We start from the raw sequence: 15,157 nt of genomic DNA, 5'->3' as shown, positions 1-15,157 counted from the left end.
AATCAAAACTGAACATTCCCGGCACCGGACGGTGCCGCATGCGGAGGCCAGGAATGCCGAGACCCCCACTCTCCACCGCGGGCCTCTGGCTGGCGCTTGCCCTCACGACCGCCCCCGCCCTTGCCGACGAGGCCACGCCGGCGGTCACCGTCGCCGCGGCCTCGATCCAGCCGCTGATGCAGGTGGTGCCGGTGTCGGGCTCGCTGGTGGCGCGCAACGAGGTGCTGGTCTTCCCGCATTCGGGCGGTTTCGCCATCACTGAGCTGGCCGCCGAAGTGGGCGACAGCGTGACAGCGGGCGAGACCGTGGCGCGGCTCGACGACCGGACGCTCAGGCTGAGGGTCACCCAGGCCGAGGCGGTTCTGGCCAATGCCCGCGCCGGGCTTGCCCAAGCCGAGAGTCAGGTCAACGCCACCTCGGCGCAGCTGAGGCAGGCCAATCAGGTGCAGGAGCGGCTGCGCAGCCTGCGCGCGAGCGGCACCGCCACGCAATCGGCGCTGGACGAGGCCGAGACCGCGCAGCTGGGCGCCGCGGCCAGCGCGCAATCGGCGCTGGACGGGGTCCAGGCCGCCCGCGCCGCGTTGCAACAGGCGCAGGCCTCGCTCGACGTGGCGCAGCTCGATTACGCCAATGCCCGGATCACCTCGCCGGTGGCGGGGGTGGTCAGCGCCCGCAACGGCCAGATCGGCGCCATCGCCTCGACCGGGGGCGAGCCGATCTACCGCATCATCGAGGAAGGCACGGTCGAGGCCGTCGCCGAGGTGATCGAGACGGAACTGGTGCTGCTCAGCCCCGGCGACCCGGCGTCCCTGCAGATCGCCGGGCTGCCGCCGGTCACCGGCCAGGTGCGGCTGGTGGCGCCGACGGTCAGCGCCACGACCCGGCTGGGCGAGGTGCGGATCGCACTGGAGGGGCGCGAGGGGCTGAGGCCCGGGCTCTATGTCGGCGGGCAGATCATCGCCGAGGACCGGCAGGGGCTGGCCGTGCCCGTCTCGGCCGTGCTGCGTGACGCGCGGGGGGCCTATGTCCTGCGGCTGGGCGAGGGCGACACGCTGGAACGGCGCGGCGTCGAGACCGGGATCGCCTGGGACGGCTGGCAGGAGGTGACCTCGGGCCTGGCCGAGGGCGACGAAGTCGTGTCCCGCGCCGGTGCCTTCTTCGGCGAAGGCGATGTGGTGCGGCCGATCCGGGCCGAAGGCCAGAGCGGGACCGAAACCACGACCAGCACCGGGGCCGATCAATGAACCTGTCAACCTGGTCGATCCGGCACCCGGTCCCGCCGATCGCGCTGTTCGTCGTGCTCTGCATCGCGGGGCTCGTCAGCTTCGCCCGGCTTCCGGTCACCGAGATGCCCAACGTCGACCTGCCGGTCATCACCATCGACGTGAGCGCGCCCGGCACCGCCCCCTCCGAGATCGCCAGCCAGGTGATCCAGCCCATCGAGGACGAGGTCAGCGACATCGCGGGCCTCAGGCATATCCAGGCCACCGCGCGCGACGGCAGCGCGCAGCTGGTCGTCGAATTCGAATTCGGCACCAACACCGACCGGGCGCTGAATGATGTCAAGGACGCGGTCACGGCGGCGCGCTCGTCGATGCCCGATACCGCGACCGACCCCGTAGTCCAGCGGCTGGATTTCACCGGGCGGCCGATCCTGACCTATGCGGTGGCCGACCGGACCCGCAGCATCGAGGACCTGTCGAGCTTCGTCGACGACGTGGTGGCGCGTTCGCTGCAGGGCGCCGAAGGGGTGGGATCGGTCAGCCGCCTGGGCGGCGCCGAGCGCGAGATCCGGGTGGATCTGGACCCCGACCGGCTGCTCGCCCTGACGCTCTCGGCCTCCAGCATCAGCCAGCAACTGGCCCAGACCAACCTTGACCAGGGCGGCGGCCAGGGCGACCTTTTCGGCTCGGAATACGTGATCCGGGCGCTGGGGTCGGCGCCGACGCTGGCCCAGCTTGCCGCCACGCCGATCCGCCTGCCCAGCGGCCAGACCGTGCCCCTGAACCAGCTGGGCACCGTCACCGACGGTGCGGGCGAAGCCGAGACCTTCGCGCTGTTCAACGGCCGCCCGGTCGTGGCCTTCGGCGTGTTCCGCGCCACCGGCGCCTCGGATCTGGTGGCGGCTGATTCCGCCCGGGCCCGGCTTGCCGAGTTGCAGGAACAATATCCCGACACCGTCTTCTCGCTGATCGACGACGCGACCATCACCACCGAGGCGACCTTCGACTCGGCGATGAACACGCTTTACGAGGGCGCGGCGCTGGCGATCCTCGTGGTCTTCCTGTTCCTCAGGAACTGGCGGGCGACGGTGGTGGCCTTCATCGCCCTGCCCCTCTCGGCGATCCCCACCTTCATCGTCATGGATCTGCTGGGCTTCTCGCTCAACACGATCAGCCTTCTGGGGATCACGCTGGTGGTCGGCATCCTGGTGGATGACGCCATCGTCGAGATCGAGAACATCGACCGACATATCCACATGGGCAAACCCGCCTACGAGGCGGCGATGGAGGCGGCGACCGAAATCGGCACCACGGTGATTGCGATCTCGCTGACCATCGTCGCGGTCTTCGCGCCGGTCAGCTTCATGGGCGGGGTCGCGGGCGAGTTCTTCAAGCAATTCGGCCTGACGGTCGCGGTGGCAGTCCTGTTCTCGCTGACCGTCGCGCGGCTCATCACGCCGCTCTTTGCCGCGCATTTCATGCGCTCGAAGCCCGGTGCGGGCGACCATGAGGTCAAGGACGGGTTCCTCATGCGGGGCTATCTGCGCATGCTGACCTGGACCCTGCACCACCGGCTGGTGACGCTGCTGGCGGGGGTGCTGATCTTCGGCGTCTCGATCTATTCCGCCACTCTCTTGCCGCAGGAATTCATCCCGCCCTCGGATGCTGGCCGGTCGGTCGTCTCGGTCGAACTGCCGCCCGGCACCACGCTGCGCGAGGCGCGGGTCGTGGCGCAGCAGGTTTCCGAACGCATCCAGCAGGTGCCCGAGGTGCAGCGCGTCTTCGTCAACGGCTCGTCCGCGACCACGCTCAGCATCCAGGTGAATTACGGGGACAAGGAAACCCGCGAGCGCCCGTGGACCGCGATCAATGCCGAGATCGAGGAGCGGCTGGCCGATCTGCCCGACTTGCGCGTCTTCGTGCTGGGCGCCGAGGGTCAGCGCGACATCACCATCAACGTGCTGGCCGATACCGAGGCCGGGGTGACCGAGGCGGCGACCGCGCTCTTGCACCAGATGGGCGAGGTGCCGCTGATCCGCCATCCCTCGTCCGAGGCGGCGCTTCTGCGTCCCGAAATCCAGATCGTCCCCGATCCCGAGCGCGCCGCGCAGCTGGGCGTGACGGCGGCGACGCTGGCCTCGGCGATCCGGGTGGCCACGATCGGCGACATCGACGCCAATCTGGCGCAATTCAGCGTCGATGACGAACGCATCCCGATCCGCGTGCGCCTGAACGAGGAGGCCCGCAGCGACATCTCTCGGCTGGCCGGGTTCCGCGTGCCCTCGTCGCAGGGCACGATGGTGCCGCTCTTTGCGGTGGCCGATGTGAACCTCGCCTCGGGCGTCTCGGTGATCGAGCGGTATGACCGCCGCTACCGTGTCTCGATCCAGGCGGATCTGGCGCCCGGCGCCTATCTCGGCCCGGCAACCGCCGCCATCGAGGCGCTTCCCGCCGCCCTGAACATGCCCCCCGGCACCCAGATCCAGCCCTCGGGCGATGTCGAGGTGATGGGCGAGATCTTCGCCTCGTTCGGGCTGGCGATGGGCGCGGGGCTGATGCTGGTCTATGTGGTGCTGGTCCTCTTGTTCAACAGCTTCGTCACGCCCCTGACGATCATGCTGTCCCTGCCGCTGGCCATCGGCGGCGCCATCTTCGCGCTCTATCTCTATGGCGCGGGGATCGGGCTTTCGGTGGTGATCGGCTTCCTCATGCTGATGGGGATCGTGACCAAGAACGCGATCATGCTGGTCGAATTCGCGCTCGAAGGGATCAAGGACGGCAAGGACCGCGCCGCCGCCATGATCGACGCGGGCCACAAGCGCGCCCGCCCGATCATCATGACCACCATCGCCATGACCGCGGGCATGATCCCCTCGGCGCTGGCCCATTCGACGGGGGGCGAGTTCCGGGCTCCGATGGCCATCGCGGTGATCGGCGGGCTCCTGTTGTCAACGGCGCTGTCGCTGGTCTTCGTCCCCTCGCTGTTCAGCGTGATGGAGGGGCTGAAGGACCGGCTGCGCTGGCTTCTGTCAAAGGTCTTCGGCAGCGACACGCTGGCGGCGCACCGCCGTCACTGAAGCCACCACCGAAGCCGTCATTGACCGGCCCGCAGGCGGTCGAGGAACGCCTCGGCCGCCAGCGATTTCCGCCTTGCGCGGGGCCAGGCCACGTACCAGTGGCGCATCAGCGGGAAGCCCTCGACCGCCAGTTCCACCAGATAGCCGTGGCGCAGTTCCAGCGCCACGGTGCCGCGGCTGAGAACGCTGAGCCCCAGCCCGGCGATCACCCCCTGCTTCACCGCCTCGTTGGCACCCAGCTCCATCCGCCCCTTCGGCGCCACCCCGGCCGCGGCAAAGGCCGCCTCGACCGCGCGGCGGGTGCCCGACCCCTCCTCTCGCGTCAGGAACGGATAGCCCGCCAGATCGGCGATGCGGGACTGCCGCCCGGCCAGCGGATGCCCCGGCGGCGCGATCACCACCAGCGGGTTCTCGGCATAGACCTCGGCCCCGGCGTCGATCCCCTCGGGCGGCTGGCCGAGGATATAGAGGTCGTCGGCATTCTGCGCGAAACGCGCCAGCAGCTCCTGCCGGTTGCCGACGGTCAGCGCCACCTCGATCCCCGGATGCGCCGCGCCGAAGGCACCGATCACCGCCGGCAGGTCGTATTTCGCGGTCGAGACCACGGCAAGCCGCAGCCGCCCCCGCGCCAGCCCGCCGAGTTCCGCCAGACGCATCTCCATCGCCTCGGCCTCGGCCAGAATGGCGCGGGCCGAGGCAAGGACCTCCTGCCCCGCCTCGGTCAGATAGAGCCGCTTGCCCAGCCGCTCGATCAGCGGCTGGCCGAGTTGCCCCTGCAATTCGCGCACCTGGGCGAAAACGGCGGGCTGGGTAAGGTTCAGGGCCTCGGCCGCCCGCGTGTAGGACAGGCTCTCGGCCACCGCCTGAAAGATCTGCAATTGCCGGAGGGAATAGCGCATGAACAGATCAAACCCTATTCTTTGACTAAAAACTATTCATTTTTCTTTATTCCACAAATCCCGCTTACTCCCCCCAGCAAGGGGAGGAGACCCGCATGAACATGCAAACCAGCAAGCGCTATGACGCCGGGGTGAAGGAATACCGCTCGACCTATTGGGAACCGAATTACACCCCCAGGGACACCGACATCCTGGCCGTGTTCAAGGTCATCCCCCAGGCCGGCGTCCCGCGTGAGGAAGCCGCCGCGGCGGTGGCCGCCGAAAGCTCGACCGGCACCTGGACCACGGTCTGGACCGACCTGCTGACCGACCTCGATTTCTACAAGGGCCGCGCCTACCGGGTCGAGGATGTGCCAGGCCATGACGACGCCTTCTATGCCTTCGTGGCCTACCCCGCCGACCTTTTCGAGGAAGGCTCGGTGGTCAACGTCTTCACCTCGCTGGTGGGCAACGTCTTCGGCTTCAAGGCGGTGCGGTCCCTGCGCCTGGAGGACGTCCGCTTCCCCATCTGGTTCGTGAAAACCTGCTTCGGCCCGCCCCACGGCATCCATGTCGAACGCGACAAGATGGACAAATACGGCCGCCCCCTGCTGGGCTGCACCATCAAGCCGAAGCTCGGCCTTTCCGCCAAGAACTACGGCCGCGCCGTCTATGAATGCCTGCGCGGCGGGCTCGACTTCACCAAGGACGACGAGAACGTCAATTCCCAGCCCTTCATGCGCTGGCGCGACCGCTTCCTCTTCTGCCAGGAGGCCATCGAGAAATCCGAGGCCGAGACCGGCGAGCGCAAGGGTCACTACATGAACGTGACCGCGCCCACCATCGAGGACATGTTCCAGCGCGCCGAATTCGCCAAGGAACTGGGCACGCCGATCATCATGTCGGATTACCTGACGCTGGGCTGGGCCGCGCATAACTCGCTGTCCAAGTGGTGCCGCGACAACGGCATGCTGCTGCACGTCCACCGCGCCATGCACGCCGTGCTCGACCGCAACCCCAATCACGGCATCAACTTCCGGGTGCTGGCCAAGCTGCTGCGGCTTCTCGGCGGCGACCACCTGCATTCCGGCACCGTGGTCGGCAAGCTCGAAGGCGACCGCGAGGCGACGCTGGGCTGGATCGACCTGATGCGCGACCGCTATGTCAAGGAAGACCGCGCGCGCGGCATCTTCTTCGATCAGGACTGGGGCTCGATGCCCGGCGTCTTCCCGGTCGCCTCGGGCGGGATCCATGTCTGGCACATGCCGGCGCTGGTCTCGATCTTCGGCAATGACTCGGTCCTGCAATTCGGCGGTGGCACGCTGGGCCACCCCTGGGGCAACGCCGCCGGCGCCGCCGCCAACCGCGTCGCGCTCGAGGCCTGCGTCCAGGCCCGCAACGAGGGCCGCGAGCTGGAACGCGAAGGCAAGGACATCCTGACGAAGGCCGCCCGGCACTCGCCCGAGCTGAAGATCGCCATGGAAACCTGGAAGGAAATCAAGTTCGAGTTCGACACCGTCGACAAGCTCGACGTCCAGCACCGCTGACCGCCCTTTCATTCTGCCCCAAATACGCTGGGGGTCCGGGGGTGAAACCCCCGGCTCCCGGCCGCCACGAGGACCAACGCATGAGCGTCCAGGACTACACCTCCCGCCTTTCCGACCCCGCCAGCCGCAAGATGGGCACCTTTTCCTACCTGCCCGAGATGACCAAGGACCAGATCCGCAAACAGGTGGAATGGGTGGTCAAGCACGGCTGGAACCCGGCCATCGAACACACCGAGCCGCAATTCGCCATGTCGAACTACTGGTACATGTGGAAGCTGCCGATGTTCGGCGAGATCGATGTCGACGCCATCATCGCCGAGCTTGACGCCTGCCACGCGGCCAATCCCGGCAACCATGTCCGCTTCGTCGGCTACAACAATTTCACCCAGTCGCAGGGTGCCAACATGGTCGTCTACCGGGGCATCCCGGTCTGAGACCTGCGGCCCGCCGAGCCCCCTCTCCGGCGGGCCGCGCCTTTTGCGGAGGCTCCGATGAAAGACACACTCGACCAGCACCGCGTCGCGGCCGAACCCTGGTACAAGCCCCAGGGCGATGAGGTCGCGCTTTTCACCGCCGCCTGGACCGCGCGGATGCCGGTCATGCTGAAGGGCCCGACCGGCTGCGGCAAGACGCGCTTTGTCGAACACATGGCCTGGGCGCTGGGCCGGCCCCTGGTGACAATCGCCTGCAACGAGGACATGACCGCCTCGGATCTGGTGGGCCGCTTCCTCCTCGATGCCGAGGGGACGCGCTGGCAGGACGGCCCCCTGACCTTTGCCGCCCGCCATGGCGCCATCTGCTATCTGGATGAGGTGGTCGAGGCGCGGCAGGACACGACCGTCGCGATCCACCCGCTGACCGATGACCGCCGCGCCCTGCCCCTTGAAAAGAAAGGGGAACTCCTGCGCGCGCATGCCGATTTCCTGCTCGTCATCAGCTACAACCCCGGCTACCAGTCCTTGATGAAGGACCTCAAGCAATCGACCAAGCAACGCTTCGGCGCGCTCGATTTCACCTGGCCCGAGCCCGGGATCGAGGCCGAGATCGTCGCCCATGAAAGCGGCGTCGAGGCCGGGACGGCGGGGAGGCTGGTCGAGATCGGCACCCGCGCCCGCAACCTCAAGGGCCATGGTCTGGACGAGGGGCTGAGCACGCGGATGCTGATCCACGCGGGCCGGCTGATTGCTGGCGGTGTCGCCCCCCGTGCCGCCTGTTCCATGGCCCTGGTCCGCCCGATCACCGACGATCCGGACATGCGGGACGCGCTCGATGCCGCCGTCGCCACCTGGTTCTGACCTCGCGGCGGCGCTCGAGGCCGCGCGGCCCGAGGCGATCCGCCGCCTCTCGCCCCGAGGGTTGGAAATCTGGCAGAAGGGTGCCGAGGCGCTGACCCAGATGGGCCGCGGCGAGGCTGTGGTTCTGGCCTGGATCGAGGCCGCGCCGCAGATCGCGCGCGAGATCGGCGAGGAGGTCCTGGCCGACCTCGCCCCCGCCTGTCTGACCTTTGCCTCGCGCACCTCGGGCGCGGTGATCGAACGGATTCTGGCGACCGCGCCGCTGGCCGCGCGGCGGCTGGGGGATGCCGGCCTGTTCCGCTCGTACCTGCGGTTTCTCGACCACCTCCTGTCCCGCGCCCCCCGCGCGCTGCGCCCGATGCTGGACCATCTGGGCGCGCTGCTGGACGTCCTCACCCTCGGCGGCCTGCGCCGCTGGGCCGATTGGGGGGCCGAGGCGCATCGCACCGATTACCGCGAGCTCGACCGCTATTTCTCGCTGGTCTCGGCCGAGTCGAAGGCGGTCTTGCAGCGCGAACGCAAGGGGGTGCTGCTGGTCGATGTGCAGCGCCGCCTCGGCATGTATCTGCGCGCCCTCTGGGGCCGGGATTTCCTGCTGGTGCCGACCGCGGGCGATGTCGAGACCCGCGCCGGCCTCCAACCCTTTATCGAAGGCCCCGCCCTGCACCTGCCCGACGCGCTGGATGACTGGCAGGACCTGCCGGCGCTGGACCTCTACCGCGCGCAGGTCGCCCATCTGGCCGCGCATCTCGGCTGCCTGCGAAAGCCCTTTCAAGGCGAAGGGCTGAGCGCCCTGCAGAGCCTCTGCATCGGCCTGATCGAGGACGCCCGCGCCGAGGCGCTGGCCATCGCCCGCTTCCCCCGACTGCGCGACCTCTGGGCGCCGTTTCACCAGGGCGAAGGCCCGGGCCTTGGCGGTCAGGTCGACCGGATCGCCCGGGCGCTATTGCTGGGACAGGCATCTGAGGATGCCCCGCTAGAGCGCTGGATTCTGGACCTCTTCCAGACGTCTGACCTTCAATCGCCTGACCAGTCGCGCGATCTGGGGCTGCGCCTCGCCGACCGCCTTAAAGGTCAGACTTTCTCTGCTTGGGCTGATCGGCCCTCATGCCCCTACCGCTGCGACAACCGGGTGCTCTGGACCTTCGAAGAACTGGAGATCGACAGCGCCCCCGCCCAGACGCCGCAACTGCGCAAATACGTCTCGATCATGGAGATGGTGAACGAGGTCGAGGTCGAGACCGCCGGCGCCGATGCCCAGGAAATCTGGGTCCAGGCGCACGAGCTTTTCGACGATGACGGCAGCAGCGTCAACGACCGCGAGGGCAAGGAACCGCTCTCGCCGCCCATCCCCTATGACGAGTTCGACCACCAGATCCAGTTGATGCGCCCGGCCTGGGCGAACGTGCTGGAAAAACGGCCCCGGCTGGGCGATCCCACCAAGGCCGAGGCGATCCTCGACCGCCACCGCAAGGTCATGGAAAGCCTGCGCCACCGGCTGGATGCGATGCGCCCGCAGGGCACAATCCGGGTGCGCAAGCTGGAGGACGGCGACGAGCTGGACCTCAACGCCGCCGTCTCTGCCGCCATCGACACGCGCCTTCGCCGGCAGCCCGACCCGAGGGTAATGATGCGGCTCGACCGCAAGATCCGCGATACGGCGGTGATGGTGCTGCTCGACCTCAGCGAATCCACCAACGACCCCACGGCGGGCGGCGAGACGGTCCTGGACCTCACGCAATCCGCCTGCGTCCTGCTGGCCGAGGCGATCCACCGCGTCGGCGATGCCTTCGCCCTCCACGGCTTTCAGTCGGACGGACGGCAGCAGGTTTTCTACAGCCGTTTCAAGGACTTCACCGCCCCTTGGGATACCATGGCCAAGGCCCGCCTGATGGGCGCCGAGGGCCGCCTCAGCACCAGAATGGGCACCGCGATCCGCCACGCGACGCACCATCTGGGTCAGGTGAAAGCCAGCCGCAAGCTGATGATCGTGCTGACTGACGGCGCCCCCGCCGACATCGACGTGAAGGACCCGCTCTCTCTGCGCGCCGACGCCCGCCGGGCCGTCGAAGAGGCCGCGCGGCAGGGTGTGACGCCCTTCTGCCTGTCGCTCGACCCCGGGGCGGATGCCTATGTCACGCGCATCTTCGGCCCCCGCAACGCGCTGGTTCTGGACCGCGTCGACCGCCTGCCCGAGCGTCTGCCGCAGCTCTACGCCGCCCTTACCCGCTGAGCGGCGGATCAGGGAAATAGGCGCCGTTCAACCCGACGATCTGGTCGGCGATGCGCCGCGCGACGCCCGAGGGCTGCGGCGGCACGATCAGATACCAGTGCCGCATCAGCGGCAGCCCCAGCCCGCGAAGCAGCGTCAGCCGACCGGCGCGCAATTCCTCGACCACCGTGTGCAGGCTGAGGAAGGCGACGCCCAGCCCGGCGATCACCGCCTGCTTGATCGTCTCGTTCGAATCCATCGTCACGATCCGCGCGGGCGGCCCCTCGCCCGTCCGGTCGAGGAAGCGCTCCATCAGGATCCGCGTCCCCGACCCGGCCTCGCGCACCAGCCAGGTCTCGGCCATCAGGCGCGATGCGTCGAAGCCCTCGGCCGCGGCGAGCGGGTGGCCCGGCGGCAGGATCACGCCATGCGGGTGCGGTCCCAGCGGCACCGCGCCTTGCAGATACTCGCGCGGCGGCCGGCCCATGATGGCGAGATCGTATTCGCCCCGGCCGAGTTCGGCCAGCGTCTCGCCCCGGTTCGCGACCCGCAAAGCGATCTCGATATCCGGGGACGCGCGTTGCAGCAGCGCCACCAGATGCGGCGCGAAATACTTGGCGGTCGAGACGGTGCCCAGCGTCACATGCCCGGCGTGACCGGCGCCCAAGGCCCGGATCTGATCCCGCGCCTGCGACAAAAGCGCCATCATCCGGCGCGCGGCCTCCAGCATCGCGGCGCCTTCGGGGGTTGGCAGAAAGGCCGCGCCATCGGCGGGGCGGGTCAGCAAGGGGCGCCCCACCGCCTCCTCCAACCCTTTGATCTGGCTGTGAATAGCGGGCGCCGACAGGTGTTGCGCATGGGCCGCTTCGGTCAGCGAGCGATGCTCGGCCACGGCGATCAGGGCGCGCAATTGCTTCAGTGTCACGGCGTCCAGACGGGCCATTCCAAAAACCTGAATATCCATTCCGAAAGTTTAAATTTCCTCAAATCTGACCCTGCCGCATGGTGCTGTCAAGCCTGAGGCCCCAAGCCCGGCCCATCTGGGAGGATCCATCATCATGCTGACAAGCCTCGACCGGGTGCCGCTGGGCACCCCGGATGACCTCGCGCTGGCGGTCGACCGTCTGGCCGGCGTGGCGGCGACGCTCGCCCGGCGCATCCAGCGCGGCGGTCTGGACGAGGCGCTGGGGGCCAGCGCCGGCACCAACAGCGACGGCGACGCGCAAAAGGCGCTGGACGTGATCGCCGACGATGCCTTCCGGGCGGCCATGGCCGGGGCGGGCGTGCGGTTCTATGCGTCGGAGGAGCAGGAAACCGTGGTCGCGCTGGACCCCGAGGGCACGCTGGCACTGGCCATCGACCCCTTGGACGGGTCCTCCAACATCGACACCAATGTCTCGATCGGCACGATCTTCGGCCTCTACCCCGCCGCCGCCACGCCCGAGGCCAGCTTCCTGCGCCCGGGCCGCGACCTGCGTGCGGCGGGCTATGCGATCTTCGGCCCGCAATGCGCGCTGGTCGTCAGCGTCGGCGACGCGCCGGTGAAATATGTGCTGGACCCCGACACCGGCCGCTTCCGCCTGCTGGGCCCCCTGCCCGTCCTGCCGCCGGAATCCAGCGAATACGCCATCAACGCCTCGAACTACCGCCATTGGGAAGCACCGATCCGCGCCTATATCGACGACCGCGTGGCGGGCGCCGAGGGGCCTGCGGGGCGCAATTTCAACATGCGCTGGATCGCGTCCCTGGTGGCCGAGACGCACCGCATCCTGACCCGGGGCGGCATCTTTCTCTACCCGGGCGACGCGCGCCCCGGCTATCGCGCGGGGCGCCTGAGGCTGGTCTACGAATGCGCGCCCATCGCCTTTCTGGTCGAAAAGGCCGGCGGGCGGGCCACCGATGGCGTCGACCCGGTGCTGGACGCGATCCCCGGCCAGTTGCACGCCCGCATCCCCTTCGTCTTCGGGTCGGCCAACAAGGTCGCCCGCGTCGCCACCTACCACGACCTGCCCGCGGCCGAGACCTCGGCGCTGTTCGGCAAGCGTGGCCTGTTCCGGAGCCCCCAATGAGCCGCAAATATCCGATCATTTCCGTCACCGGCTCGTCCGGCGCGGGGACCTCGACCGTCAAGGCGACCTTCGACCAGATCTTCCGCCGCGAGGGCATCACCGCCGTGGCGATCGAAGGCGACGCCTTTCACCGCTTCAACCGGGCCGAGATGCGGGACGAACTGGCCCGGCGCTATGCCGAGGGCGACCAGACCTTTTCCCATTTCAGCTATGAAGCCAATGAGTTGGGAGAACTGGAGCGGGTCTTTCGCGACTATGGCGAGACCGGCAAGGGCCGCACCCGGCATTATGTCCATGACGCGGCCGAGGCCGAACGGCACGGCGTCCCCCCCGGCGAATTCACCGCCTGGAAACCCTTTGCCGATGGCTCGGACGTCCTCTTCTACGAAGGGCTGCATGGCGCCGTGGTCAACGATCAGGTCAACCTGCCGGCGCTGGCGGATCTGAAGATCGGCGTGGTGCCGGTCATCAACCTCGAATGGATCCAGAAGATCCACCGCGACCGCGCCACCCGCGGCTATTCGACCGAGGCCGTGACCGATGTGATCCTGCGCCGGATGCATGCCTATGTGCATTGCATCACGCCGCAATTCACTGAAACCGATATCAATTTCCAGCGCGTGCCGGTGGTCGATACCTCGAACCCTTTCGTCGCCCGCTGGATCCCGACGCCCGACGAAAGCCTGGTCGTCATCCGCTTCAAGAACCCGCGCGGGATCGATTTTCCGTATCTGACCGCGATGATCCAGGGCTCGTGGATGACCCGCGCCAATTCCATCGTCATCCCCGGCAACAAGCAGGATCTGGCGATGCAACTGATCCTGACCCCGCTGATCGAGCGGCTGGTCTCGACCGCGCGCAAGCTGCGCGCCTGAGGAGGGTTTCATGATCCTGCACACCCCGATTGCTGACGAACGCACCATGGCGAACGCCATCCGCGCCCTGGCCATGGACGCGGTTCAGGCGGCCAATTCCGGCCATCCCGGCATGCCGATGGGCATGGCCGATGTGGCGAGCGTCCTCTTTAACCGCTTCGTGACGCTGGACCCCACGGCACCAGACTGGCCGAACCGCGACCGCTTCGTGCTGTCCGCCGGGCATGGATCGATGCTGCTCTACGCGATCCATCACCTGCTGGGCTATGACGACATGGGGATGGACCAGCTTCGTGCCTTCCGCCAGCTCGGCAGCCGCACCGCCGGCCACCCGGAATACGGCCACGCCAAGGGGATCGAGATGACCACCGGCCCGCTGGGTCAGGGCATCGCCACCGCCGTCGGCATGGCCTTGTCCGAGCGGCTGGGCCATGCGCGCTTCCCCGGGTTGATCGACCATTTCACCTATGTCATCGCCGGGGACGGCTGTCTGATGGAGGGGATCAGCCAGGAAGCCCTTGATCTGGCCGGGCATCTTGGCCTCGGCCATCTGATCGTGCTGTGGGACGACAACAAGATCACCATCGACGGCGACACGGATCTGGCGACCTCGACCGACCAATTGGCGCGCTTCGCGGCCTCGGGCTGGCATGTGCTTTCGTGCGACGGGCACACACCGACCGAGATCGCCGACGCCATCGAGGCGGCGCGCAAGGACCCCCGCCCCTCGCTCATCGCCTGCCGCACCGTGATCGGCTTCGGCGCGCCGAACAAGCAGGGGGGCCATGACGTGCACGGGGCGCCCTTGGGGGCCGAGGAGATCGCCGCCGCCCGCGCCCATCTCGGCTGGACCCACGCGCCTTTCGAGATCCCGGCCAGCGTCTACGCCGCCTGGGCCCGGGTTGCCCGCCGGGGGACCGAAGCCCGCGCCGCCTGGGAGGCTCGCTTGGCCTCGGCCCCGGACCGTCACGAGTTCAACGCGTTGCGGGGGAAAGATCTGACGGGTTTCACGGCGGCGATGGCCGACTACAAGCAACGCCTATTGTCAGACAAACCGAAAGTCGCCACCCGCAAGGCATCGGAAATGGCTTTGGGCGTGGTCAATGGCACCCTGCCCCTTATGATCGGCGGATCGGCGGATCTGACCGGCTCGAACCTGACTCGGACCAAAGGTCAGACATCGGTCCGGCCCGGCGATTTCACCGGCGACTACCTGCATTACGGGGTGCGCGAGCATGGGATGGCCGCGGCGATGAACGGCATCGCTCTGGCGGGGCTGTTCCGGCCCTATGGCGGCACCTTCCTCGCCTTCGCCGATTACGCCCGGCCGGCGATCCGGCTGGCGGCGCTGATGGGCGTGCCGACAGTGTTTGTCATGACCCATGACAGCATCGGTCTGGGTGAGGATGGGCCGACGCATCAACCCGTTGAAATCCTTGCCTCGCTGCGGGCCATACCCAACCTGACCGTCCTGCGCCCCGCCGACGCCGTGGAAACCGCCGAGGCCTGGGAGATCGCCGTCGCGGCAACCGACGGCCCGGTGCTGCTGGCGCTCAGCCGCCAGAACCTGCCCCTCCTCCGGGCCGAGGCGGGCGAGAACCTGACCGCCCGCGGCGCCTATCTGCTGCGCGACCCGGGCGAGCGGCAGGTGACGCTGATCGCCACCGGCTCGGAGGTCGACCTCGCGGTGAAAGCCGCCGAGGCGCTGGCGGCCGAGGGCATCCGCGCCGCCGTCGTCTCCGCCCCTTCCTTCGAGCATTTCGCGCGCCAATCCGACGCCTACCGCGCCGCCGTGCTGGGTCAGGCGCCCCGGATCGGCGTGGAAGCGGCGATCCGCATGGGCTGGGACAGCCTCCTGCGCAGCACGGATGCTTTCGTCGGCATGAATGGCTTCGGCGCCTCCGCCGCCGCGCCCGCGCTTTACGAGCATTTCGGCATCACGCCGCAAGCCGTTGTCGAAACGGCCAAATCCCTGATCTGA

The 15,157-nt window shown here is 68.3% G+C and carries 11 protein-coding genes; 9 read left to right on the top strand and 2 right to left on the bottom strand.

Annotation, left to right across the window (positions count from 1 at the left end):
* Positions 1–53 precede the first annotated feature (53 nt).
* Together DDE23_RS02760 and DDE23_RS02755 are read left to right on the top strand one after the other, a co-directional pair.
* Positions 54–1,244, top strand: coding sequence for an efflux RND transporter periplasmic adaptor subunit (locus DDE23_RS02760; protein ID WP_107749846.1), 1,191 nt, complete (start codon positions 54–56; stop codon positions 1,242–1,244).
* On the top strand, positions 1,241–4,300 hold the full coding sequence (locus DDE23_RS02755) for an efflux RND transporter permease subunit (RefSeq protein WP_107749845.1): 3,060 nt from the start codon (positions 1,241–1,243) through the stop codon (positions 4,298–4,300). Before DDE23_RS02760 ends, DDE23_RS02755 begins: the two co-directional genes overlap by 4 nt.
* Before the next feature lie 17 nt (positions 4,301–4,317).
* On the opposite strand, the gene DDE23_RS02750 is transcribed toward DDE23_RS02755, so the two are convergent.
* Positions 4,318–5,199, bottom strand: a complete 882-nt coding sequence (locus DDE23_RS02750) for a LysR family transcriptional regulator (RefSeq protein ID WP_107749844.1) — start codon at positions 5,197–5,199, stop codon at positions 4,318–4,320.
* A gap of 95 nt (positions 5,200–5,294) precedes the next feature.
* On the opposite strand from DDE23_RS02750, the gene DDE23_RS02745 reads away from it, so the two are divergent.
* From DDE23_RS02745 to DDE23_RS02730, 4 genes are all read left to right on the top strand, one after another.
* A complete protein-coding gene (locus tag DDE23_RS02745; RefSeq protein WP_202863200.1) occupies positions 5,295–6,725 on the top strand; it encodes a form I ribulose bisphosphate carboxylase large subunit in 1,431 nt (476 codons plus the stop codon).
* Between the two features lie 80 nt (positions 6,726–6,805).
* Positions 6,806–7,159: a ribulose bisphosphate carboxylase small subunit gene (locus tag DDE23_RS02740; RefSeq protein WP_107749843.1), complete on the top strand. Its 354-nt coding sequence runs from the start codon at positions 6,806–6,808 to the stop codon at positions 7,157–7,159.
* Between the two features lie 57 nt (positions 7,160–7,216).
* A complete protein-coding gene (locus DDE23_RS02735) occupies positions 7,217–8,020 on the top strand; it encodes a CbbQ/NirQ/NorQ/GpvN family protein (RefSeq protein ID WP_107749842.1) in 804 nt (267 codons plus the stop codon).
* Entirely contained in the window at positions 7,995–10,253 is a 2,259-nt protein-coding gene (locus DDE23_RS02730) for a vWA domain-containing protein (protein WP_107749841.1), read from the top strand. Before DDE23_RS02735 ends, DDE23_RS02730 begins: the two co-directional genes overlap by 26 nt.
* On the opposite strand, the gene DDE23_RS02725 is transcribed toward DDE23_RS02730, so the two are convergent.
* The gene (locus tag DDE23_RS02725; protein ID WP_107750221.1) at positions 10,243–11,175 is read right to left on the bottom strand and encodes a LysR substrate-binding domain-containing protein; all 933 of its coding nucleotides are present in this window, start codon (positions 11,173–11,175) and stop codon (positions 10,243–10,245) included. The two genes, DDE23_RS02730 and DDE23_RS02725, sit on opposite strands and share 11 nt — an antisense overlap.
* A 115-nt stretch (positions 11,176–11,290) precedes the next feature.
* Here DDE23_RS02725 and DDE23_RS02720 point away from each other — a divergent pair, with 115 nt between their 5' ends.
* Genes DDE23_RS02720 through tkt form a run of 3 tightly spaced genes read left to right on the top strand, consistent with a single transcriptional unit; the run spans position 11,291 to position 15,157 of the window.
* Complete coding sequence (locus tag DDE23_RS02720) at positions 11,291–12,301, top strand: class 1 fructose-bisphosphatase (RefSeq protein ID WP_107749840.1); 1,011 nt, start codon at positions 11,291–11,293, stop codon at positions 12,299–12,301.
* Positions 12,298–13,176, top strand: a complete 879-nt coding sequence (locus DDE23_RS02715; RefSeq protein WP_107749839.1) for a phosphoribulokinase — start codon at positions 12,298–12,300, stop codon at positions 13,174–13,176. Before DDE23_RS02720 ends, DDE23_RS02715 begins: the two co-directional genes overlap by 4 nt.
* A 10-nt stretch (positions 13,177–13,186) precedes the next feature.
* Entirely contained in the window at positions 13,187–15,157 is a 1,971-nt protein-coding gene (gene tkt / locus DDE23_RS02710) for a transketolase (protein WP_107749838.1), read from the top strand.

This window comes from Pararhodobacter aggregans (assembly GCF_003075525.1).
GTDB classification, from domain to species: Bacteria; Pseudomonadota; Alphaproteobacteria; order Rhodobacterales; family Rhodobacteraceae; genus Pararhodobacter; species Pararhodobacter aggregans.
The sequence above is the reverse complement of the archived record's forward strand: the minus strand, read 5'-3'. Positions and strand labels throughout refer to the sequence as shown.